This is a genomic window from Paenibacillus sp. FSL M7-0420 (assembly GCF_038002345.1).
Taxonomy (GTDB): domain Bacteria; phylum Bacillota; class Bacilli; order Paenibacillales; family Paenibacillaceae; genus Paenibacillus_AQ.
Genome location: NZ_JBBOCJ010000001.1, coordinates 4,421,065 through 4,445,389, shown reverse-complemented (window position 1 = coordinate 4,445,389; position 24,325 = coordinate 4,421,065). Strand labels below are relative to the sequence as shown.

Here is a 24,325-nt window from a genome sequence, read left to right as displayed (position 1 = left end):
ATAGAACTTATAATGAAATTTGCCGTGCTTGATTTTGAAACTACGGGAACCCAATCTGTGGGAGAGATCATCCAGGTTGGCCTTGCCATTATAGAAGAAGACGGGACGATCTCCCGGGTGTATGGTTCCTATGTCAAGCCCGGAGCGCCAATTCCTCCTTTTATTACGGGCCTGACCGGAATTACAGACAGCGATGTACAGGATGCGCCGGAGCTCGATGAGATGATGATGGAGCTGGTGCCGCTGCTGGATGATGTCGTCCTCGTCGGACACAATGTCGCGTTTGATTTTCATTTTTTGCAGAATGCGCTGGACCGCTGCGGCTATCTGCCGTTTCAGGGGCGGATTCTGGATACGATCGATTTTCTCAAAATATGCTTTCCCTCGCTGAGCACCTATCAGCTTGGCGCGGTAAGCAGCCACTTCGGCATTACGCATGACCGTCCCCATCAGGCGGACAGTGATGCGCTTGCCACGGCTATTGTGCTGCTCAAATGTCTGGAAGAGCTGCAGAGTCTGCCGCTCTTGACGATTCAGCGGCTGAATGAGCTGTTCGCGGACGAAGACAGTGATTTGGCCTGGTATTTCGACGGTCTGCTGCGGGAGCGGGAGATGGAGACCTTTCAGCCGGAAGGTGAGCTGAGCTTCTACCGCCAGCTTGCACTGGCTGTGGGGGACTGGGCAGAGCTGGCTACGCCACGGGAGGAAGGAAGCGTCAATCCGCTGGATAATATTACCTTTGAAGAATATATGGATGAGGTAACCAAGCGGCTGAAGGCTGTTCTTCCCCAGTATGAGAGCCGAGAAGCCCAGGAGCTGATGATCCATGAGGTCATTACAGCGCTTGAGCAGGACAAGCATCTGCTGATTGAAGCGGGAACAGGCACCGGCAAATCGCTGGGTTATCTGCTTCCGGCCATCTACCATAGTGTGAAAAGTGATCAGAAGGTGATGGTCAGCACGCATACCATTAACCTTCAGGATCAGCTGCGGGAGCGGGATATCCCGCTCTTAACCAGCGTTGTGCCGTTCCCGTTCAAGGCCTCCATCTTTAAGGGAAGAGGGCACTATTTGTGTCTGCGCAAGTTCGAACATAGAATGAACAAAAAGGACTTTACGAGTCCAAGGGAAGAAGCGCTCACCGCTGCGCAAATGCTCGTCTGGCTGACCCAGACGACGACCGGCGATGATGAGGAGCTGAACTTAAGCGGGCGGGGCGGCGATTTCTGGGAGACTGTAGCCAGTGATACCGACTCCTGCCTGGGACGCGCCTGTCCCTGGTTCCGCAAATGCTATTACCACCGGGCCAAGCATGAAGCCGGGATCTCCGATGTGGTGGTCACCAATCACTCCAAGCTGTTCGCAGATGTCAAAGCCGGGCATCAGCTTCTTCCGGCGTACGACCATCTTGTTATTGATGAAGCCCATCATCTGGAGGATATTGCCGGCAAGCATCTTGGCATGCAGATGAAATATTTCACATTCGCCCATACCCTCACCCGTCTCTATAAGGATAGCCGGAGCGGGCAGCTGCCTGCCCTCCGCCAGAGTCTGCAGTCTTCGGGCAGTGAGCAGGCTTCAGAATGGAGCGGCGTGATCGACCGGATCTATCCAGATCTGCTGACGGTGAAGGAGTCCTGGGATGCGCTCAGCGACCGGCTCTTCAGCCTGCTGCCCGAGCGCAGCGATGCCGGGGCCGGTGAAGCAGGCCAGCTGGTGGCACGCCTGCAGCCGGGCAAGAAGCCGAAGGATTGGGAGGAGCTGGCTGCCCTTGAGAATACACTGAACCTCAGTCTGAGCGATATCATCCGCAAGGGCGACAAAATGCTCAGTGAGATGCGTGACACGGACAGCCAATCCTCCTCAGACAGCCTTGTGACCGATATCGGCGGGTTATTCAAGGATCTGGCATCCATTAGAGAGCAGATCCGCTTCTTCATGAGCCTGAACGATGAGAATATCGTGTATTGGCTGGAGGGAAGCGGTAATTATAAGGGTAAGTCGCTGCAAATGTATGCTGTTCCCGTAGATGTCAGCACCCAGCTTAGGGAGCTGTTCTTCGATAAGAAGAAGAGCATTATCCTGACCTCGGCCACCTTATCCGTGGATAAATCCTTCCAGTTCATGATCGATAACCTGGGTCTTGGCGAGGCTGCCGAGCAGCGGCGTCTGATGACTGCACTGCTTCCATCGCCATTCAAGTATCGTGAGCAGGCGCTCCTGGTCATTCCCCGGGACTTCCCGAGCGTCAAGGGAAGTATAGGGGATGCCCGCTTTGTGGACACCCTCGTGCACTCCCTTGCCGAGACAGCTGTAACAACACGGGGGCGGATGCTGGTGCTGTTCACCTCCTACAAGATGCTGCGCCAGGTGTATGAACCGCTGAAGGAGGCACTTGCCTCACAGGATATCGCGGTGCTGGGACAAGGCGTGGAAGGCGGCAGCCGGAGCAAGCTGATCCGCCGCTTCCAGGATAGCCCGGCTTCGGTCTTGCTGGGTACCAGCAGCTTCTGGGAAGGGGTGGATATCCCGGGAGAAGCATTGACCTGCCTGGCGATTGTCAGACTGCCGTTCCAGCCGCCGAATCACCCGCTGGCAGAAGCGAAGTCGGAGCTGCTTCAGGCACAGAAGAAGAATCCGTTCATGAAGCTGTCCGTGCCGCAGGCCGTCATCCGCTTCAAGCAGGGCTTCGGGCGGCTGGTCCGCACGGCGCAGGACCGGGGCATCGTAATTGTGTACGATACCAGAGTCATCGAATCGCATTACGGAAAGTACTTCCTGTACTCGCTCCCCGGTCCCAAGATGGAGCATATGCTCACCGAGCAGATGGTCCCGAGAATTGCCGAATGGCTGGATGACGGCGGGGTTTCCTAATTCATCTGCTATTGCTATTATTAATAAGTCATGATTAACCTGAAGATCCGTTCCCGCCTGCCCTGCCACTCCGGCAGGCGGCGGGGCACGGTTGCTATAATCGGCATTACATGAAGCGAATTTGTGATGTTACATCAACTTGAAGGAGGAGAATACATGAAATCGGATAAAATATCGGAGGCCGTCGTGCGCAGGCTCCCAGTGTACCTGCGTTTCCTGAACGATCTCCAAAAACGTGAAATCTCCACAGTCTCTTCCCAGGAGCTGGGCCAGAAGCTTGATCTGAATCCCGCCCAGATCCGTAAGGATTTGGCTTATTTCGGTGATTTTGGCAGAAAAGGCATCGGCTATGATGTATCTTATCTGATTGAGAAGATCCGCCATATCCTGAAGCTTGACCAGCAAATTAATGTTGCACTGGTTGGAGCCGGTAATCTCGGTCATGCCTTGTCTAACTACAACGCTTACTTAAAGGATACGATGAAGATTACTGCCATCTTCGATGCCTATCCGCCGAAGGTAGGCCAGCAGATCAACTCGCTGGTTGTGCAGCCGATGGAGGAGCTAAGCAGTACAATCCGCTCGCAGGGCATCCGGATCGGGATTATTACCGTGCCCGACAGCGAAGCCCAGAACGTAGCTGATATTCTTGTCGATTCCGGTATCGAGGCGATTCTGAACTTTGCACCGGTTATTCTCAAGACGCCTGCCAATATCCGGATTCATGCCGCAGATTTCACCACCGATCTGCAGAGCTTGGCCTATTATCTGCATGATGGAAAGGATGAGGCTGAAGATGAGCAGTAAGATCACGATAATCAAGAATGGGCACTTCCTGGTTCCGGGCAGTGACAAGCCGGTTCTGAGCGGGTACATGACCCTGGAGAATGATTTGATTACTTACATAGGTGAAGCTGAGCCGGCAGTGGAGGATGGCGCACAGGTCGTAGACGGCAGCCGTCTGCTGTTCATGCCTGGTCTGGTCAATACCCATGGTCATACTGCAATGTCACTGCTGCGCGGATACGGCGACGATATGGTGCTTCAGTCTTGGCTGCAGGAGAAGATGTGGCCGATGGAAGAGAAATTCACTGGTGATGATGTATATTGGGGAACCTCGTTGTCCGTGCTGGAGATGCTGAAGGGCGGGACAACCACCTTCCTCGATATGTATGATCATATGGACAGGGTAGCGGAAGTGACCGAGCAGTCCGGTATTCGTGCTGTGTTGATGCGCGGCGTAATTGGGCTGTGCCCGGAAGAGGTACAGCAATCCAAGCTCGCTGAGGCGATTGCTTTTGCCCGTAACTGGCACGGCAAGGCTGACGGCAGAATTACGACCATGCTCTCACCGCACGCACCGTACACCTGTCCTCCAGAGTTTTTCATGAAGTTTGTGCAGGCTGCCCATGATCTGGACTTGCCAATGCACACCCATATGTCCGAGACGCGCCATGAAGTGGAGCAGAATGTGGCCGACTACGGCCTGCGTCCGGTCGCACATCTGGAGAAGCTCGGGATGTTCACCCGTCCTTCGCTCATTGCCCACGGGGTTCATCTGAACGATGAAGAGATCGGGATTCTGGCCCGCCATAACGTTGGCGTGTCGCATAACCCCGGCAGTAACCTGAAGCTGGCCAGCGGGGTTGCGCGTGTTCCTGAACTGCTGAGAGCCGGGATTAAGGTCTCCCTGGGTACAGACGGCGCGGCAAGCAACAACAATCTGGATATGTTCGAAGAGATGAGGCTGGCGGCTCTGATTCACAAGGGCGTAAGTGGTGATCCCACAGCGGTACCGGCTCCTGAGGCGCTTCTGATGGCTACGGAGTATGGGGCGCAGTCTATTTTCCTAAGCGGGGTAGGCCGGCTTGCCGCAGGAATGAAGGCCGACTTCATCGCACTTGATATTGACCAGCCGCATCTGCTGCCGCATACCGATCTGCTCTCCCATGCCGTATATTCGGCAAGTGCCAAGGATGTGGAGCATGTATGGGTGAACGGCCAGCAGGTTGTGAAGCATGGACAATGCCTGACACTTGATGAGGAAGCCATCCGCCGCAAAGCACAGGAGACGTTCGAGAGCCTGCTTAAACGGTAATTCAGGGGAACGGGAAAGGAAGCAGCGTGGTGAAGAAGAAGAGGAGAAGATGGATCTGGCTGGGGATTACCGTGGTGCTGCTCCTTCTGTTCGGACTAAGCCAGTTCTATGCCTACATTATGAAGGACCAGTGGAACGAGCGGAGTGAGGCCAAGGAGCTGGCCCGGGCGCGTGCCGGACTAACAGAGGTTACCAAGGCCCAGAAATCTGTCTGGAATGAGAATGAGATCTACTGGGTGCTGACCGGTAAAAATGAAGCAGGGACCGATCTGATGGTGTGGGTCCGTTTCACCTTGGAGGGCAAGCCTGCCGGAGGCGACAACGACCTGTATGCAGAGGAACTGAGCAATGGCACCTCAGAAGAGAAAATGCGCGGAATCATAGCCGCTCAGCTGCCGGACATTACGATCGAACGGCTGCTGCCCGGTGTATACAACGGGGAATATGCCTGGCAGCTATTTTACAAAAAAGACGGGCGATTCTATTACAGCTTCTACCGCTTCAAGGATGGCAGCGCCATCGGTGAGGGGTACAGTCTGCCGAATCGCTAAGCTAAGCGCTCAGCGGAAGAATACATGCGGGGGAACAGTTTATCTGTTCTTCCGTTTTTTTAACAGATAAATTTATATGTTTTGAGGTCCCCGCAAAGTACCTGAGTCAACACCTACGCTAAAGCCCCACTTTGTGGGGTTATTTTATTATTTTGACGGTGAGGGATGAAGGAAATCAGTACCCCTTCACTTCTGAGATATATCAATTGATATATTAAAAGTAATCCCTAATCTGCTATCAATAACTTGCATGTTGAATGTAACAAGGAGGTTGATGAAATTGGAAATATTGGCATATTTGTATCAGGCGGTGGATCTGTTCAAGGAGGAGCTGGGGGAGAATCTGTCGGGAATTTACGTGCATGGCTCACTGGCGATGGGCTGTTTTCACCCCGATACCAGCGATATCGATCTGCTGATCGTCGTACATGACAAGCTGCCCGCAGAGGTCAGTCATAGACTTGCCAGGCGTATTGTAGCTTATCATGACAGTCTGCCGAATAAGCGCGGAATTGAACTATCTATCGTCCTTAAGACATACCTGCGCAATTTTGTGTATCCTACGCCTTTTGAATTTCACTTTTCGGAAGCACATTTAGAGCGGTACAGAACTGATGAGAATTATCTGTGCGGCGGCTTTGAGGATGCTGATCTGGCGGCGCATTTTACAGTAGTCTACCATCGCGGGTTTATCTTGTACGGGGAGCCGATCCGCGAGGCCTTTGCGCCGCTAGACAACAGGTACTATCTGGATTCCATTATCAGGGATATCGATGATGCGCCGCAGAATATTAAGAAATCACCGGTGTATTACACACTGAATCTATGCAGGGTAATCTATTATATGCAGAAAGGTCATGTTTCTTCCAAGAAGGAAGGCGGGGAGTGGGGGCTGCAGCAGTTGCCTGAAGTCTATCACGGCTTGCTTAGACAGTGTCTGAAGGAATATAGCGGTGCGGGGGACGCAGAAGGCTATGAACCGGGCGAATTAACTGATTTTGCGGAATATATGATGGCTGAAATCAAGCGGACTCCGAACTGAAGATTGGCCGGGCAAAAATGATAAGTGCATGAAACATCCAGAAATTAGTATCAAAAATTTTAAATATATTCACAACTTTATGTAAAATCGTATATACACCTGTGATATACTACTACTTGTATCAGGACATGCTTAAGAGCATGTCAGTCTCGGATGGGCGCTAGACACGCTGGATGGTCTTTATTATAGAGTTATGCTCGGTCATTTTTGAGAGGAGGACGTTTCTTGAAACTGCGTCTCATGCCTGTACTGCTAACGTCTCTGCTGTCTGCTGCATTATTGTTTGGCGGCTGGTATTCTTACCGTACATTCGCGGTGCAGGAGCCGCTGCAGAAGCTGGTATCATCCTACGAGGGAGTGAAGGATTCCCATATTACTATTAAACGCAATGAGGTCACTTTGAAACTGGATTTGCAGCCGGGCACGAAATTACGTGAGCTGGTGCAGTATGTATCAAGAGAAGGCAGCACTGCTATTGACGGACGGACCTTGAAGCTGGATGTGGAGCAGAAGCCGAGCGAGCTGCTGGATGAGTACTGGGATAAAGCGATGTTCTCTGTAGCAGAAGCGATGGAGAGCCGGAAGTATACATTGATACCAGCGAAGCTGGATGGACTGAAGGAGCAGGACAGCAAGTACAGCGGGGTTACAGCCGCCACAGAGATTGACGACAACAATGTGTATGTAAGCCTGAGCAACGGCACAGAGAGCAAATTCATTATTCTGCCGCGTGCAGCAGCCAAGATGGGAGTGTGGAACAATGCCTAAGTACTGGAAAGAGGTTGTAGCCGGATTCGTTCCGGTCATGCTGATTTTTATGGCTTTTGTGGGGATTAATATCTTCCCTGTAATCATAGCGCTGGGTATGGTTGCCGCGCTCCTGTTCATTGCCCATGCCCGTGGCGGTCTGACGGTTAATGCAGGTGCAGATAAGAAGCGCAAGAAGAACGGCCCCTCCAAGCTGACCTTTGAAGAGATCGGCGGACAGGACAATGCCAAGCAGGAGCTGCGTGAAGCGCTGGACTTCCTGATCCGGCACGAAGAAATCAGCAAGTTCGGGATTCGCCCGCTCAAGGGAATTCTGCTTACAGGTCCTCCGGGAACAGGAAAGACGCTGATGGCTAAGGCTGCGGCGCATTATACGGGCTCCGTGTTTGTAGCTGCCTCGGGCAGTGAATTCGTTGAGATGTATGTCGGTGTGGGTGCGGGACGCGTACGCGATTTGTTCAAGGATGCCCGCACACGCGCACTCAAGGAGAATAAGCAAAGCGCCATTATTTTCATTGACGAAATCGACGTCATCGGCGGGAAGCGCGAAGGCGGACAACAGCGTGAATATGATCAGACCCTCAATCAGCTGCTGACGGAGATGGACGGGATTTATAACAATGATACCCCGCGCATTCTGCTGGTAGCTGCAACGAACCGCAAGGAGATGCTGGATTCTGCGCTGCTGCGCCCGGGGCGTTTTGACCGCCATATTCAGGTGGATATGCCTGACAAGAAGGGCCGCAAGTCGATTCTCGACCTGCATGCCAAGAACAAGCCGCTGCATGATACCGTGGATCTGGATAAAATCGCCGAAGAAGCTTACGGCTTCTCGGGTGCGCAGCTGGAGAGCGTGATGAACGAAGCCGCGATCTACATGATGCGCGAGAATCTGACCCTGGTAGAGCAGCGTCATCTGTCGATGGCGATCGACAAGGTGATGATGGGTGAGAAGACCGACCGTGAGACCAACCATGAAGAGAAGAAGCGGGTAGCGATTCATGAGCTTGGACATGCTATTATGGCTGAGCTGCTGCGCCCCGGAAGCGTTAGCCAGGTAACACTGACTCCGCGCGGTCAGGCTCTAGGGTATGTCCGGCATAATCCGCAGACCGAGCAGTATCTGTACACGAAGGATTACCTGGAGAACCAGATTATGATTGCCCTTGGCGGAGCGGCTGCCGAAGAGATGTATTACGGCGGACGCAGTACCGGTTCCCGTGGAGACTTCGATCAGGCGCTGAATATCGTTGAGACGATGATGAAGTCAGGGCTCACCTCGCTGGGCATTGCGAATCTGCAAATGGTTACCACCGAAGAATTAATGAAGGAAAACAGTAAGATACTGGATGAGCTTATGATCCGTACTAAGGACCTGCTGGAGCAGCAGAGAAATATATTTGATTACTCCCTTGACATTTTAATGAAGGAAGAAGTTCTCTCCGGAGAGCAATTTCGTTGTCAATTTCGTGACAGTGTCCTTTTACCGGCATAATTCTTTATGCCGGTTATTTTTTTTTACTTTTCAGACATGCTAAGATATCATTATATGTCGGGCTACTTATTTTTTTCGACAGACAAGGTACAATACAGAAGTATAGATACCTGAAAGGATGGAGACTTTTACATGAATTTTAAGAAGATCGGTGTCATCGGCGGAGGCACAATGGGACAAGGGATTGCCGAAATGCTGGCAGCCAAGGGCCTGGATGTCATGCTGGTGGAGAAAACTGCAGAACGGCTGAACTACTCCTACGAAATGATCGAGACCAGTCTCGACAAGCAGCTGGAGAAATGGGCGATTACCCAGGCGGAGAAGAAGCTGATCCTGGGCCGTATCCAGAAGGTTACACATTTCGCTGAACTGAGCTCCTGCGATATGGTCATTGAGACCATCGTTGAAGATCTGGAAGCCAAGCAAAAGGTATTCAATCAGCTCGATCAGGTGTGTCCGAGCCACATTATTCTTGCCAGCAATACGTCAACGCTTAGCTTGACTGAGCTTGCAAGCTCTACAATGTATCCGGAACGCGTTATCGGCATGCACTTCATACACCCTGTAGGTAAGGTGGATCTGGTTGAAATCGTGCGCGGTCTGAAAACCTCGGACAGCACATTTGAAGATACCAAAGCCTTTGTCGATGAGATTGTTGAGAAAAAAGGCGTTATGATCTACGAATCCCCCGGATTTGTATCTTCACGCCTCATTTGCCTGTTCATTAACGAGGCTATGCATGTGCTCCAGGAAGGGGTTGCCTCTCCTGAAGATATTGATGACGCTATGCGCATCGGCTACCAGTTCCAGAACGGGCCGCTTGAAATGGCAGACCGCTTCGGTCTGGATTCCGTTCTTGCCGCACTGGAGAACATGTTCCGTGAATACGGCGAGCTCAAGTACCGTCCTTCGACCATTCTCAAGAAGATGGTGCGTGCTGGACAACTGGGTGCGAAATCGGGCGAAGGCTTCTTCAAGTATGACAAGGATGGTGACCGGGTATGAAAGTATTAGTAATTAACGCAGGCAGTTCTTCTCTGAAATATCAGCTCTATGACATGACGGATGAATCCGTACTTGCCAAAGGTCTGGTTGAGCGTATCGGTATGGATTCCTCCATTCTGACCCACAAACCAACCGGCAAACAGGAAGTTACCGAGGTTAGCGAAATTCTGGAGCACACTACAGCGATCCGCAAGGTTCTGGCGAATCTGACTGACAAGGAACACGGCGTCATTGCATCCATTAACGAGATTAATGCTGTAGGCCACCGCGTAGTACACGGAGGAGAGAGCTTTAAGGAATCCGCACTTGTTACTACGGAAGCCAAGTCCGAAATCCGCCGTCTGTTCGACCTGGCTCCGCTGCATAACCCTGCCGCGCTGCTTGGTATTCTGGCTGCCGAGAGCAATATGCCGGGTGTGCCGCAGACCGTTATTTTCGACACAGCCTTCCACTCCACCATGCCTGAGAAAGCATATTTGTACGCTATTCCAAGAGTACTGTACAGCAAATACAAGATCCGCCGTTACGGCTTCCATGGGACTTCCCATGATTATGTAAGCAAGGCTGCGGCTGAGTTTGTCGGACGTCCGCTGGAAGAGCTGAAGATCATTACCTGCCACATCGGTAACGGTGCCAGCCTCACGGCTATAGACGGCGGTATCTCTGTAGATACTTCGATGGGGATGACTCCGCTTGAAGGTCTGATGATGGGTACACGCAGCGGTGACATCGACCCTGCTATTGTTCCTTACGTAATGAACAAGGAAGAATTGACTCATGGTGAAGTCAACTCTATGCTTAATAAGCACAGCGGTATGCTGGCGATCTCCGGGATCAGCAGCGACATGCGGGAAATTATCGAAGGATACGAGAAGGGCGAGCCGAATGCTTCGCTGGCCTTCGAAATGTACGAATACCGTCTTCGCAAATACATCGGGGCTTACACCGCAGCACTTAACGGTGCAGACGTTATCGTCTTCACTGCCGGTGTAGGGGAGAATGCGTCCTTGCTTCGTGAGAAGGTCCTGCGCAACCTGTCCTACCTGGGTATTGAGCTGGACGCCGAAGCCAACAAGGTTCGTTCGGGCGATCCGCGCCGTATCTCTACTGCAAGCTCCAAGGTACAGGTACTTGTGGTTCCGACGAACGAAGAGCTGGTGATTGCACGCGATACCTATCGTATTGTGCAGGGAATTAACGGCTAAATTAGAGGAGAGATTACAGGCATGGCTAACAAGAGTGTAATCAAGAACGTGAATGAGCATGTCGGAGAGACTGTTGTCATCGGATGCTGGGTGAACAACAAGCGCTCCAGCGGTAAAATTCAGTTCCTGCAGCTTCGCGACGGTACCGGTTATATCCAGGGGGTTGTGGTGAAATCAGAAGTCCCTGAGCAGGTCTGGGATGATGCCAAGAGCCTCACCCAGGAAAGCTCGCTGTATGTGACCGGAATCATCCGTGAGGAGCCCCGCAGCCAGTCAGGTTACGAGCTGACGGTTACGGGCATTGAAGTTCTGCATCTTACCGAGAATTATCCAATCACACCTAAGGAGCATGGCGTCGATTTCCTGATGGATCACCGTCATCTCTGGCTGCGTTCCTCCAAGCAGCGGGCGGTAATGGTGATTCGTGCGGAGATTATCCGCGCAGTTCAGCAGTTCTTCAATGAGCGCGGCTTCACGAAGGTGGACCCGCCGATTCTGACACCAACGTCAGCAGAAGGCACGACCAACCTGTTCCACACCAAGTACTTCGAAGAGGATGCGTATCTTACCCAAAGCGGACAGCTGTATATGGAAGCCGCAGCCATGGCGCTGGGTCGCGTCTATTCGTTCGGGCCTACCTTCCGTGCAGAGAAATCCAAGACCCGCCGCCACTTGATTGAGTTCTGGATGATTGAGCCGGAAATGGCTTTCACCGATCATGAAGAGAGCCTGTGTGTGCAGGAGGATTTCATCAGCTTTGTCGTGCAGTCCGTGCTTACGAATTGCCGCGCTGAGCTGGAAGCGGTGGGCCGCGATGTCTCGAAGCTTGAGAACATCAAAGCACCATTCCCGCGTATCAGCTATGACGATGCGATTAAGTTCCTGAATGAAAAGGGCTATGAAATTGCCTGGGGCGATGATTTCGGGGCTCCTCATGAGACGGCGATTGCCGAGATGAGCGACAGACCGGTCTTCATTACCCACTATCCGGCTTCCTTCAAGGCTTTCTATATGAAGCCGCATCCTGATCGTCCGGAAGTGGTGCTGTGTGCGGATATGATTGCTCCTGAAGGCTACGGGGAGATCATCGGCGGATCACAGCGTATTGATGATCCGGCGCTGCTGGAAGCCCGCTTCAAGGAACATAACCTGTCTATGGACACCTACAAATGGTACATGGATCTGCGCACCTACGGCACGGTTCCACACTCCGGCTTCGGTCTGGGGCTGGAGCGTACAGTAGCCTGGATCTGCGGTCTGGACCATGTCCGTGAGACCATTGCCTTCCCTCGTACACTGTACCGTCTTTACCCTTAAAGAATAGGGAAAGGGGGCTTAAGTATGGACGGAAAAGGTTGGAATACCTGGGGCGAGGGCGTAGCCTTCGGCCTGGAGAACGGAATGGCCGTCATTCCTTATGCACTCCTGAAATATTACCGGAAGCTGAATCTGACCGGCAGTGAATCCATGCTGCTGATTCACCTGCTCTCCTTCAGACAGGTAGAGGGGATTGACTTTCCTTCTCTGGAGGAGCTGCAGGCAGTAACCGGGCGCAGTATTCCGGTGATTGCCGGAGAGCTGCAGAAGCTCATGAAGGAGGGGTTCATCAGCATCGACGGAGATAACGACGAGCTGAGAGACATCCATTATGAGCGCTATAACTTCTCCGGCTTATACGCGAAGCTGGGTGCTTATCTGGCGGAACTCTCCCGGGAGAATGCTCAGGAGAAGCCCAGCCAGAGCGGGCGGGAGCCAGGGGCCCGGGCAGTGGCTCATTACTCCGGGGCTACAGCACCGGATGGCGGCTATGGCCGCCCGGCTGTGCCGGGTGACAAGGAGTCAGAAGACGGACGCAGTCTGTTCAGCATTTTCGAGAAGGAATTCGGGCGTCCGCTATCCCCCATGGAATGTGAATCCATTTCCGGCTGGGTGGATGAAGACCGCTATCCCGAAGAGCTGATTCTGCTCGCGCTGAAGGAATCTGTCTTCGCCGGAAAAGTTCATTTCCGCTATATTGACCGCATCCTGCTGGAATGGGCCCGCAACCGGGTGAAGAATGCCCAGGATGTCAAAGCCTATTCCCAGAAATTCCGGGGCGGCGGCAGATGAGCGGAGCGAAATAGATATATGCCGGTCCAGGGCAATGCCCGGCCGGTTAAGGTGTCCCTTAAGTCATGTATGTGGCTTAAGGGGCATTTTTTTTTCATTTCCTGGTTGTGAGTGGGCTGAACGTGGGCCGGCAATGGGGCTGAGGGGCAGAAGTGCCCCTGAAATCAGCAAAAGTGTGCTAAATGAGTAGATGAGGGGTATAAATGCACTTGATTTGAGCAAAAGTGGCATAACGAGCAAAATGAGGGGTATAAATGCACTTGATTTGAGCAAAAGTAGCTTAACGAGCAAAATGAGGGGTATAAATGCACTTGATTTGAGCAAAAGTAGCTTAACGAGCAAAATGAGGGGTATAAATGCACTAGATTTCGGTCGAAGCCAGTCGAAGCGATGGCGGAATTATGCCTCACAACCAGCACACAGCCCGCAGTCCCTTCACATGGAAGGAACTGCGGGCTGTTATGTTGTAGTAAGAAGTTGTGGTAAGAATATCAATAACTAGGCCGAATAATTAGTGCAGCTCCTGCTCCAGAGCCGAGCCCATCTCCCGGGAACGTTCCGCACACCGGTTGACGGCGGAAATGACGGTCTCGAAGAAATCGCCGCGCTCCAGTACTTCAATGGCCGCCTGGGTAGATCCATTCGGCGAGGTGACCTTTTTGCGGAGGGAGGCAGGCTCTTCACCGGTCTGCTGCACCATCCGGGCTGCGCCAAGCACGGTCTGGACGGTCAGCTCACGGCTCTGCGCAAGCGGCAGCCCTCCGCGGATACCGGCAGCGATCATCGCTTCCATCATGTAATAGATGTAAGCCGGTCCGCTGCCGGAGATCCCGGTTAAGGTCTCCATCCGTTCTTCGTCAATGACCGCCGTCAGGCCGACCGCTTCGAAGATATTAAGCGCTGTGCGGCGGCTGTCTTCGCCAACCTCCTTGGAGAAGGCAATCCCGGTAGCACCAAGGCCGATGGAGCTGGAGGTGTTCGGCATGGTGCGGACCACAGGCTGCGGATTACCCAGTAAGCCTTGCATCGTACGGATGGTCAGCCCGGCAATGACGGAGATGACGAGCTGATCCGGCGACAGCAGCGGTCCCAGTGAACGGAGCGCTTCGGCAGCGTCTTTGGGCTTCATGGCTAGAACGATGACCGGCGCAGTGCGCAGAGCCTCGAGCTTGGACTCGGGAGCATTATAGCCGAGCACGCCGTAACGGCTGCGGAGCTCAGCCAGGCGCTCGCTGCTGCTGCGGTTCAGCATAATAATCCGGTCCGATTCCACTACATTCCGGGCAATCAATCCCCGTACAATGGCCTCAGCCATCGAGCCTGCGCCGTAAAAAACGATATTATGATTGATGAGCGGAATTGCTGGTTGCTGGCACATGGCTGGCAGTCCCCCTATAAGTTGAGTGAGTTAACCCCTGATTTGGCCGGAGCCGTGAATCATATATTTGCTTGAAGTGAGTGCAGGCAGTCCCATTGGCCCGCGGGCATGGAGCTTCTGGGTGCTGATGCCGATCTCGGCGCCGAAGCCGAACTCAAAGCCGTCCGTGAACCGGGTAGATGCATTGTGATATACCGCTGCAGCGTCAATCTCCTGCAGGAAGCGTGCAGCATTCGCCGCGTCTTCAGTTACAATACATTCGGAATGCTTGGTGCCGAATTCCGCGATATGTCCGAGAGCCTCTTCCAGCGTGTCCACGATACGAATATTTAGAATATAATCGTTGTATTCTGTAGCGAAGTCCTCTGGTGTGGCAGGCACAGCCCAAGGGATAAGAGCAACGGTATCCTGGCAGCCGCGCAGCTCCACACGGGCCTCGCGGAAGGCTTCGGCAAGTGCGGCGAGATGTTCTTCGGCGTAGGCACGGTGAACCAGCAGTGTCTCCATTGAATTGCAGACCGAAGGCCGCTGGGCCTTCGCATTCAAGCTAATACGCCGGGCCATTTCCGGATTGGCACTTGCATCCAGATAAGTATGGCATATGCCTGCTCCTGTTTCAATAACCGGTACGGTGGCATTCAAAACCACATTCTGAATCAGAGAGCTTCCTCCACGCGGGATGATGACATCCAGCAGTCCGTTCAGCTTCAGCATTTCATCCACGGAGGAACGGTTAGGATCTTCGATCAGCTGCAAGGCATCCGGCGGAAGGGCGGTACCTGCAAGTGCGCGGTGCAGCACCTCGGCGATGGCACGGTTGGAGGAGAGGGCGGAGGAGCCGCCGCGCAGCACCACGGCATTGCCGGTCTTAAGGCATAGTCCGGCAGCGTCAACGGTGACGTTGGGGCGTGCTTCATAGATAATGCCGATGACCCCAAGCGGAACCCGTACCTTCTCAATGTGCAGGCCGTTTGGCCGTTCGATCGTCTCCAGATTGTCTCCAACCGGATCAGGCAGAACAGCAATCTGCTGCAAGCCTTCGGCTATACTGTCAATCCGTCCCGCATCCAAGGCCAGCCGGTCGAGCATCGACTCCGGTGTGCCGTTCAACCGGCCGCGTTCCAGGTCTTCGGCGTTGGCGGCAATAATGTAATCAGCTTCGGCACGCAGGGCGGCAGCCATCACCAGCAGGGCTTCATTCTTCTGGGCGGTAGTCAGGCTTGCGAGTACCCCTGTCGTTGCTTTGGCCAGCGTTGTCTTGTTAACCACTTCACTCATGGCAATTCCTCCTCAAAAAATGATGTTGGCATATGGATATACAATAGGTTGTGCAAGATTAACGCAGTGTGATCCATTCGTCCCGGTGGATAACCTCCAGCCGGTGCACTTCACCGAGCTTGGGCACAATCTCGCGGCTCGGAAGCCCTTGAATGCTGCGGAGCTGGCTGTCATCATAATTGACGATGCCCCGCCCAAGCAGCTTCGCATCCGGGCCGAGCACTTCGACGACATCCCCTGAATGGAAGCTTCCCTCAATACGTCTAACCCCGACTGGCAGCAGGCTATGGCCCCCGTGGAGCAGCGCTTCAACAGCACCGTCATCGACATACAGTGATCCTAGCGGGGTAGACATGAAGCCCAGCCATTGTTTTTTGACCGGCAGAGAGGAGAGTGTGGTGGCAAAATAAGTGCCCTTGCCCGTCCCGGCTGCGGCCTGCGATAAATCCCCCGGCTCCTTAACCTGGCCCACGAAGACCGGCACGCCGCCCCGCGTGGCGATCTTGGCCGCATCGATCTTGGAGCGCATGCCGCCGGTGCCCACGCTTGAGCCCGCACCGCCTGCAATAGCGTAGATCTCAGGCGTAATCTCTTCTATGTGCTCATACCGCACAGCATCCGGGTGCTTGCGGGGATCGCCGCTGTAGACGCCGTCCATATCGGTCAGCACCAGCAGGTGCGAGGCCTTCAGCAGATTGGCAACCAGCGCCGATAAGGTATCGTTGTCACCGAACTTCAGCTCATCCACCGATACCGTATCGTTCTCGTTGAACACGGGCACGGCGCCTTGGCGGAGCAATTCTTCAACTGTCATCATGGCGTTGTTCATGGCCCGGCGGCTGCAGAAGTCCGTACGGGTCAGGAGAATCTGAGCAGTGGGTATACCGTGGCCTGCGAAGGCCTCCTGATAAGCCTGCATCAGCATAACCTGTCCTACCGCCGCCGCCGCCTGCTTCTCATGCAGCAGCCTTGGGCGGGAAGCATAGCCGATGCCCCGGAAGCCGGCTGCGACCGCCCCGGAGGTGACCAGCAGCACTTCACAGCCGTCCTTGCGGAGCGCTGCAATCTCGGCGGCGAAGAAGGCGACCGCCTCACGATTAAGGCCGCCTTCGGGACCTGTGAGTGAGCTGCTGCCGATTTTGACCACAATTCTTGACGTCATTGTCTTTCACTTTCCTCTCGAATTGAAATGCCTGTAACGCCCGAAAATGACAAAAAGCCCCCATCCTTAGACTTAGCAAAGGACGAAAGCTTGATTAACTTCCGCGGTACCACCTTCATTGATGAGGGTTCATCCGACTTCATTCTCATAACGGGAGTATCCGTCCTGCATAGCAGGCCGCTCAGGGGTAGGATTCGGAAAGGACCTTCGCGGTAAATTCTCCCAGCCTTCAGGAATTTACTCTCTGCACACGAATATACGTCCATTCTTACTGGTCCCGTCAGCACGTTTCACTATTTGTCACTTAGGATACCATGGGGCAGCAGGGTTTGCAAAGAGCCGCGGATAAATTTTTTCATGCAGTGTTGCCGGTGCGATTTATGTTTATCCTGCGGGGCAGGGGGTAAAATACTTATAATCTATTACACAGGAGGTGGATTGATTTGAGTAAGAACAGCGATGCAAGGCAGGAGCAGAATCAAAATGCCAAAGAAGCCGCCGAATTTCAAAACCAGGCGATCCGCGAATTTGTAGAAGATAAGGCCGGGGACACCCGTACGAAGGGGCCTGTGGATGAGAGTACAGCCCGCTTGCCAGATGATCAGAACCGTCTGATCTCACAGCATAACTTGCGTAAATAATTATGGATACCTTAACTTAAGTATAGAAGAAATGCCCGTCCTGCCGGTCTGCTAAGCAGGACGGGCATTTGTCATGAATAAGGCTGATTGTATGAGGGCTAGTTATCGGTCAGTCCGGCCACGGTTGCCTTGAAGGTCTCGATAAAAGCTTCGGCTGCACGGGACAAGTAACGTCCGCGCCGGTAGGCAATGACCAGCGTCCGGCCTGGCACCGGCTCAGCCAGCGGAAGGTAGACCGGTACGAATTCACTCCTGGCAGCGCGTGCGATAAAGTGAGGCACCAGAGTAACGCCCATCCCGGCAGCAACCAGCGACTGGACCGTCTCCATATTGTTGCTCTCGAAGACGATCCGCGGCTCGAATCCGGCTTCGCGGCATAATTCCACGGTCATTTTACGGAAGCCCTGGCCTTCCTTAAGCACGATAAATGCTTCATCCTTAAGCTCGGCCAGGCTGGTGCGGATGCCCTGCGGTTCGCGGGCGGCCAGCAGATGCCCCGGCGGAACGGCAAGATCGATCCGCTCCTCACCCAGCACCTCGTAGGCCAGGGTTGGAATTTCGAGTGGCAGGGAGAGCAGGCTGAGATCCGTCTGGCCGCTGGCTGTCAGCTTCTCCAGATTCATGGATGAGTCCTCCAGCAGGGTGATTTCAACCTCGGCGTATTTGCTCTTGAATACAGGCAGCACATGCGGAAGCAGATGTGCTCCGGTGATCGGCATGCTGCCAACCATTACGCGTCCAGTGCGAAGCTGGGAGATATCGGACATCTCCTGTCTCAGCAGTTCAACGGCATCGATAATCCCCTGGGCCTGTTCAACGAACTTCTCACCGGCATAGGTCAGCTCCACAGAGCTGGTATTGCGCTGGAAGAGCAGTACGCCAAGCTCCTTCTCCAGCTTCGACAGCTGCTGGCTGAGCGAGGGCTGGGCGATATGCAGCTTCTCCGCCGCACGGGAGAAATTCCGTTCTGCAGCAATCTGCAGCGTGTATTGCAATTGTCTGAGTTCCATACATAAGCTCCTTTAATGAGTAGATCATCTGTTTATAAGTATAACCTATAAACCCTATAGAAATCATATCTTGGAATTATAAACGTGGCGATGTTATATTTAGAACATTCAAGAGAGACTCCACGCTCTCGTCAATAGGAACGATTCTACTATTATGAGGTGAAATTCATGGGCAACAAGACAATGTTTGAGAAGATTTGGGATAATCACGTTATTCATCAGGAAGAAGGCAAGCCGAGCATTATTTATATCGATTTGCATCTCGTTCATGAGGTTACTTCTCCGCAGGCGTTTGAAGGGCTGCGTCTGAGCGGCCGTAAAGTCCGCCGTCCGGGACTTACCTTTGCGACAATGGATCATAACGTGCCTACCAAGGACCGTTACAATATTACCGATCCGATCTCCAAGCAGCAGATTGATACGCTCTCGCAGAACTGCCGTGATTTCGGCGTAAGATTGTTTGACCTGAATGATATTGACCAAGGTGTCGTTCACGTCATGGGACCTGAGATTGGACTGACCCATCCCGGCAAGACGATTGTCTGCGGGGACAGCCATACCTCCACACACGGAGCCTTCGGTGCACTGGCCTTCGGGATCGGCACCAGCGAAGTGGAGCATGTGCTTGCCACCCAGTGTCTGCAGCAATCCAAGGCCAAGACCATGGAAGTGCGCTTCACCGGCAAACGTAATCCGGGTGTGACTGCCAAAGACATGATTCTCGGCGTAATTGCCAAATACGGAACGGACTTTGCAACTGGCTATGTTATCGAATATACCGGCGAAGCTATCCGTGAGCTGTCGATGGAAGAGCGCATGACCGTCTGCAACATGTCGATTGAAGGCGGAGCAAGAGCGGGCCTGATCGCACCGGACGAGACAACCTTCAACTATCTGCGCGGACGTCAATATGTGCCGCAGGGTGAAGCGTACGATGCCGCCGTTGAGACCTGGAAGGGCCTTGTTAGTGATGAAGGCGCCCAGTATGATACTGTGGTCGAATTCGATGTAGAAACACTGATCCCGCAGGTTACCTGGGGAACTAGCCCTGGTATGGGAACGGATATCAACTCCACCGTACCTAACCCTGCTGATTTCACTACCGAGAATGAACGCAAAGCAGCCGAGAAGGCGCTTGAATATATGGATCTGGCTCCCGGTACACCGATCTCCGAGATCGGAATTGATTATGTTTTCATCGGCTCCTGCACCAACGGCCGGATTGAGGATCTGCGCGCTGCAGCTGAAGTAGCCAAAGGCTATAAGGTATCTGACAAAGTTACAGCTATTGTTGTGCCAGGCTCCGGGCGCGTGAAGATGCAGGCCGAGAAGGAAGGTCTGGACAAAGTCTTCACCGAAGCTGGATTCGAATGGCGTGAAGCCGGCTGCAGTATGTGCCTGGCGATGAATCCGGATGTTCTGCAGCCGGGCCAGCGCTGCGCTTCTACTTCTAACCGTAACTTCGAAGGACGTCAGGGACGCGGCGGACGCACGCATCTGGTCTCTCCTGCCATGGCGGCTGCGGCAGCCATCAAAGGACGCTTCACGGATGTGCGTGACTGGAACTACAAGACGGAAGCCGTCAACTCATAGAATAATCAAGAGAGCAGGAGGATTCAGCAATGGAAGAATTCAAGAAGTTAACAGGAATTGTAGCCCCGGTAGACCGGGTGAATGTAGATACGGACGCGATCATCCCCAAGCAGTTCCTGAAACGGATCGAGCGCACAGGCTTTGGACAATTTTTATTTTACGAATGGCGTTTTGATGAAGCAGGGAATGACAATCCGGCATTCGAGATGAACAAACCGCGTTATGAGGGAGCCTCTGTGCTGATCTCCCGCGCGAATTTCGGCTGCGGCTCCTCCCGGGAGCATGCGCCTTGGGCCATCATGGATTACGGGTTCAGAGTGGTCATAGCGCCATCCTATGCCGACATTTTCTATAACAACTGCTTCAAGAACGGCATTCTGCCGATCAAGCTCTCAGAGGCCCAGGTAGACGATCTGTTCAGCCGCACAGCAGAGCATGAGGGTTACACGCTTACAGTGGATCTGGAGAACAACAAGCTGAGTGATGAGTATGGTCTGGCCATCACCTTTGAGCTGGATGAGCACCGCCGCCAGTTCCTGCTGCAGGGGCTGGACGATATCGGCCTGACGCTTCAGCATGCTGATGAGATTGCCGCTTATGAAGAGCGTCATGCGGCCAAGCTTTTTGCCTAAGTGATAAGATAAGTTAACGGCTGAAGCGTATTTGTTCTTATATTTACACAAAACTTCTATTTCCGGGTGTCGGAAATAGAAGTTTTTTTGCTATAATCGAGATATTATTGCCTGCGAAGGCAACTTTTGGGGATTGTTGTCGTCTTAATCTTATCTGCAAATCTATCAATGGACCAAAGGAGAGGAAAGGATGAAGAAAGCCGGACAACGGGTGTTGCTTCTACTGCTGCTGCCACTGCTCCTCCTGTCATTCGCCGGCCACAAAGCTGCGGCAGCCGGAACAACCCCCGGTAAGATCGTGATGGACAGCAAGGAGCTTGCACTGCCCAAGGGGGTAATCCTCGAGAATGTGAATGGAAGCGTTATGATTCCGATCCGTGTAGTAGTGGAGAATCTGGGCTTCGAAGTGCTGTGGGAACAGAGCAGCCGCAAGGTAACTGTCCAGCAGGACGGCAAATCCGTACAGCTTGCAGTCGGCAGCACTACCGCACAAGCCGATGGGGTTAACCTGACGCTCAATGCCGCGCCCAAGCAGAACGGCGGGACGGTATTAGTGCCAATCCGCTTTGTCGGCGAGCAATTCGGTCTTAGCGTCGGGTGGGACAATACGGATAAGACGGTGTACTTGAGCGGAGGGTTAACAGAGACAGCGCCAATCGCTTCAGATCCGCTGCCGTCAGCTACTCCGGTTCCATCAGCATCAACAGAAGCACCTCCAGCGGCGGTTCCGAGTCCTTCACCGACCAATCCGCCTCAGAGCGGCACAGAGACTCTGGAGGAATTGGACGGAAGCGTTATAGCTACTCCGACTCCGCCAGCTACATCCCCAGTAGTGAAAGGGGCGGTATTCAGCGAGAACCGGCTGATTGTAGCCGCTGCCGGAGGAGCCAAGGCTACGGTTACGAGAGTTACCGGACCCGACCGGATTGTAGTGGATTTTGCCGGAGCGGCATTTGCCCCTGATTTCAGCGGGAGCTTCCCGGGCGTATCTACTGGAGGAAGTCCGCAGGGCAAGCTGGATGTGAGCGGCTACCCGCTTGTAACTGAAATACGTTATGCATTGTTCAGTACGAATCCCCCGACGGTCAGGTTCGTAATCCAGACTACGGGCTACCAGAATTATCAGGTAAGTACAGATGAGAGTACAGGACTAGTCACAATCGATCTCAATGCAACGGGCAGCGAAACGGGGGCACCCGTGAATCCGGGATTCACCGGAAGACCGATTATTGCGCTTGATGCCGGACACGGGGGGAAGCAATCGGGTGCGGTTAGTCTTACAGGCAAGCTGGAAAAGACCTTCAATCTCGCGGTCATCCTGAAAGCCGGAGCTATTCTGACGCAGGAAGGCTGGGCTGATGTCGTATACACCCGTACATCGGATATTACATTGGGTCTTCAGGATCGTGTGAAGATTGCCCAAGCGGCGAATGCTACGCTGTTCGTATCCCTTCATGCGAATTCACTGGATGTATCCTATCCGAACCGGAGCAAAGTTAACGGAAGTGAGACGTACTATAGCCGCAGTGAGAGCCTGCCGCTTGCCGAAATTATGCAAAAGCATCTGGTAGCGGGAACCGGCTTCAAAGACAACGGCGTCCGCTCGAAGAGTCTGCATGTTACCCGGGAGACCCGGATGCCTGCGGTTCTGCTGGAGGCGGGGTATCTGACCAATGCGGGGGATGAAGCAGGCCTGTATAGTGAACAGCTGCAGAATAATCTGGCCCGCGAAATCGTAGCTGGAATTAAGGAATATCTTGGTTTGTAACACTGCATCAGCGGAGTTGTCTGTAACCGCACTACATACCTTTTAGCTATAGGGAATACACAGACATTTCCACTTTGGTTGGGATTTATTCGCAACTTTTAAGTTCTAAAGGCGTCTACACTATGTCGAAGGTTGTCAGTTGGCATGCCATCAAGAACGCTCGATTGGGGGCGGAATACTAGAGTCTTAGAGGTGAAGAATGAAGAAATTTGCTTTTATGCTGTTGCTGCTGCTCTTTGTTGTGGTGCTGCCAGGGCATGGACAAGCCGCTGCTGGCCAGAACAAGATCTTCCTGGATGGCCAGGAACTGAATGCAGGACAAGACGTTCCGGTGGAAAATGTAAATAACTCCATCATGGTGCCGCTAAGAATGATCGCTGAGAACCTTGGATACAAGGTGGATTGGAATCAGACAAGCAAGACCATCAAGATTGAACAGCAGGGAAAGACCATTCAGCTGATCGTAGATCAGACTGCGGCATCCGTCGATGGCAAGACGGTAATGATGTCAACGGCCCCTCTCCTGCGGAACGGCACGACGCTCGTACCGATCCGGTTCATTGGTGAGCAGTTCGGACTTACGGTCAAATGGGATAACACGAAGAAGGTTGTAGATCTTATTACCCCGCCCGTTTCCGACCCTAACATTGACCCGGGACAAAGTAATGGAGACGGAGGGACGGTTGTAGTGCCGCCGGGAGAACCCTCAAGCAGCTTGAGCATGATCAACGGCATCAGCTTCAATGAGAACCGGTTCACGATTGCCATAGACGGCAATGCCGAGCCTAAGGTCTCTAAGATCAGCGGTCCGGACCGAATCATCGTTGATCTGCCGAATGCCACGTTCTCGGATATATTCGGAACAGGACAAATACTTGATCCTGACCTGAACGGGAACCTGACAGTTACGGATTATCCGGATGTCTCCGGTATCCGCTATTCGCTGTATAGCACTAATCCTTATACTGTCCGATTTGTAATTGATCTTAATACCCCCAAAAATTATAGCGTAGAGGTATCGGGGGATTCCTCCAAGCTCATTGTCATTGATTTGAACGCACAGGCTCCAGGCGACACTTCAACGCAGCCCGGCAACAGCGGGCGTAAGCTGGTTGTGCTCGATGCCGGACATGGCGCGAAGGATTCAGGGGCTGTAGGCGTTACCGGCAAATATGAAAAGAATTTCAACCTGGCTGTGATTCTGAAGGCGGCTGCACTGCTGAGGCAGGAGAACAAGATTGACGTGGTGCTGACGCGCAGCGATGATACCTTCCTGGAACTGAAGGAAAGGGCGGCAATGGCCAATAACCTCGGTGCAGATTTGTTCATATCCGTTCATGCCAACAGCAGCGGATCAGCGGCTGCGAGCGGAACGGAGACCTACTATCAGCGCGGGGACAGCAAAGCCTTGGCGAATGTGATGCACAAGTATCTTGTGCAGGCGACCGGGCTTAGCAACAGGGGAGTGCGTTACGGCAACTTCCATGTGATACGCGAGACGAAGATGCCTGCGGTACTGCTTGAAGTGGGCTATCTCAGCAATAAGAAAGACGAGGCTCTGCTGTTCACTGAAGCACTGCAGAACAATGTAGCCGCATCGATGGTCAGCGGAATTAAAGAGTATCTCGGGATTCAATAACAACGGGCGGCAGCAGGGGCCGCAGAGTCGGATAAAGACCCTATATTGCGGTCAAAAGGACTTTGCGGTCCCTCCTG

20 protein-coding genes are annotated in these 24,325 nt (G+C 53.2%); 16 read left to right on the top strand and 4 right to left on the bottom strand.

The genetic code is table 11. The features are described from left to right. Positions 1-12 precede the first annotated feature (12 nt). From dinG to MKX51_RS18965, 11 genes are all read left to right on the top strand, one after another. Entirely contained in the window at positions 13-2,874 is a 2,862-nt protein-coding gene (gene dinG, locus MKX51_RS19015) for an ATP-dependent DNA helicase DinG (RefSeq protein ID WP_340993473.1), read from the top strand. A gap of 156 nt (positions 2,875-3,030) precedes the next feature. Next, positions 3,031-3,681 carry a redox-sensing transcriptional repressor Rex gene (locus MKX51_RS19010; protein WP_036698060.1) on the top strand — a complete coding sequence of 217 codons (651 nt, stop codon included), beginning with the start codon at positions 3,031-3,033 and terminating at the stop codon, positions 3,679-3,681. After that, complete coding sequence (locus MKX51_RS19005) at positions 3,671-4,972, top strand: amidohydrolase (protein ID WP_340993472.1); 1,302 nt, start codon at positions 3,671-3,673, stop codon at positions 4,970-4,972. The genes MKX51_RS19010 and MKX51_RS19005 overlap by 11 nt, the downstream gene beginning before the upstream one ends. A gap of 29 nt (positions 4,973-5,001) precedes the next feature. Continuing rightward, complete coding sequence (locus MKX51_RS19000; RefSeq protein WP_340939731.1) at positions 5,002-5,523, top strand: cell wall elongation regulator TseB-like domain-containing protein; 522 nt, start codon at positions 5,002-5,004, stop codon at positions 5,521-5,523. A 280-nt stretch (positions 5,524-5,803) separates the two neighbouring features. Next, positions 5,804-6,565 carry an aminoglycoside adenylyltransferase domain-containing protein gene (locus tag MKX51_RS18995; RefSeq protein WP_340993470.1) on the top strand — a complete coding sequence of 254 codons (762 nt, stop codon included), beginning with the start codon at positions 5,804-5,806 and terminating at the stop codon, positions 6,563-6,565. Positions 6,566-6,790: 225 nt separating this feature from the next. After that, positions 6,791-7,333, top strand: coding sequence for a hypothetical protein (locus MKX51_RS18990; RefSeq protein ID WP_340939735.1), 543 nt, complete (start codon positions 6,791-6,793; stop codon positions 7,331-7,333). Continuing rightward, the gene (locus MKX51_RS18985) at positions 7,326-8,828 is read left to right on the top strand and encodes an AAA family ATPase (RefSeq protein WP_340993469.1); all 1,503 of its coding nucleotides are present in this window, start codon (positions 7,326-7,328) and stop codon (positions 8,826-8,828) included. The genes MKX51_RS18990 and MKX51_RS18985 overlap by 8 nt, the downstream gene beginning before the upstream one ends. Positions 8,829-8,960: 132 nt before the next feature. Further along, the gene (locus MKX51_RS18980; protein WP_340939738.1) at positions 8,961-9,833 is read left to right on the top strand and encodes a 3-hydroxyacyl-CoA dehydrogenase family protein; all 873 of its coding nucleotides are present in this window, start codon (positions 8,961-8,963) and stop codon (positions 9,831-9,833) included. Then, complete coding sequence (locus MKX51_RS18975; RefSeq protein WP_340939739.1) at positions 9,830-11,038, top strand: acetate/propionate family kinase; 1,209 nt, start codon at positions 9,830-9,832, stop codon at positions 11,036-11,038. The genes MKX51_RS18980 and MKX51_RS18975 overlap by 4 nt, the downstream gene beginning before the upstream one ends. 21 nt (positions 11,039-11,059) lie before the next feature. Continuing rightward, positions 11,060-12,355, top strand: coding sequence for an asparagine--tRNA ligase (gene asnS / locus MKX51_RS18970; protein ID WP_076156680.1), 1,296 nt, complete (start codon positions 11,060-11,062; stop codon positions 12,353-12,355). A gap of 24 nt (positions 12,356-12,379) precedes the next feature. Further along, on the top strand, positions 12,380-13,147 hold the full coding sequence (locus MKX51_RS18965) for a DnaD domain protein (protein ID WP_340939741.1): 768 nt from the start codon (positions 12,380-12,382) through the stop codon (positions 13,145-13,147). A 511-nt stretch (positions 13,148-13,658) separates the two neighbouring features. On the opposite strand, the gene proC is transcribed toward MKX51_RS18965, so the two are convergent. The 3 genes from proC to proB are packed head-to-tail and all read right to left on the bottom strand — an operon-like array spanning position 13,659 to position 16,965. After that, positions 13,659-14,525 carry a pyrroline-5-carboxylate reductase gene (gene proC / locus MKX51_RS18960; RefSeq protein ID WP_340993468.1) on the bottom strand — a complete coding sequence of 289 codons (867 nt, stop codon included), beginning with the start codon at positions 14,523-14,525 and terminating at the stop codon, positions 13,659-13,661. Positions 14,526-14,555: 30 nt separating this feature from the next. Continuing rightward, entirely contained in the window at positions 14,556-15,803 is a 1,248-nt protein-coding gene (locus MKX51_RS18955) for a glutamate-5-semialdehyde dehydrogenase (RefSeq protein ID WP_340993467.1), read from the bottom strand. Between the two features lie 58 nt (positions 15,804-15,861). Beyond that, positions 15,862-16,965, bottom strand: a complete 1,104-nt coding sequence (proB, locus tag MKX51_RS18950) for a glutamate 5-kinase (RefSeq protein WP_036727210.1) — start codon at positions 16,963-16,965, stop codon at positions 15,862-15,864. 443 nt (positions 16,966-17,408) lie between these two features. On the opposite strand from proB, the gene MKX51_RS18945 reads away from it, so the two are divergent. Further along, positions 17,409-17,606, top strand: a complete 198-nt coding sequence (locus MKX51_RS18945) for a hypothetical protein (protein ID WP_340939745.1) — start codon at positions 17,409-17,411, stop codon at positions 17,604-17,606. Between the two features lie 98 nt (positions 17,607-17,704). Here the strand turns inward: MKX51_RS18945 and MKX51_RS18940 are convergent, their stop codons facing one another. Continuing rightward, positions 17,705-18,616, bottom strand: coding sequence for a LysR family transcriptional regulator (locus MKX51_RS18940; RefSeq protein ID WP_340939746.1), 912 nt, complete (start codon positions 18,614-18,616; stop codon positions 17,705-17,707). 168 nt (positions 18,617-18,784) lie between these two features. Between MKX51_RS18940 and leuC the strand changes: the two genes are divergently transcribed. The 4 genes from leuC to MKX51_RS18920 all read left to right on the top strand — a co-directional run bounded on the left by leuC (position 18,785) and on the right by MKX51_RS18920 (position 24,248). Continuing rightward, the gene (leuC, locus tag MKX51_RS18935) at positions 18,785-20,209 is read left to right on the top strand and encodes a 3-isopropylmalate dehydratase large subunit (RefSeq protein WP_036727197.1); all 1,425 of its coding nucleotides are present in this window, start codon (positions 18,785-18,787) and stop codon (positions 20,207-20,209) included. 29 nt (positions 20,210-20,238) lie between these two features. Beyond that, entirely contained in the window at positions 20,239-20,841 is a 603-nt protein-coding gene (gene leuD / locus MKX51_RS18930; RefSeq protein WP_076079215.1) for a 3-isopropylmalate dehydratase small subunit, read from the top strand. Between the two features lie 190 nt (positions 20,842-21,031). Further along, a complete protein-coding gene (locus MKX51_RS18925) occupies positions 21,032-22,609 on the top strand; it encodes an N-acetylmuramoyl-L-alanine amidase (protein ID WP_340993466.1) in 1,578 nt (525 codons plus the stop codon). A gap of 199 nt (positions 22,610-22,808) precedes the next feature. Continuing rightward, entirely contained in the window at positions 22,809-24,248 is a 1,440-nt protein-coding gene (locus MKX51_RS18920; protein ID WP_340993465.1) for an N-acetylmuramoyl-L-alanine amidase family protein, read from the top strand. The last annotated feature ends 77 nt before the right edge of the window (positions 24,249-24,325 follow it).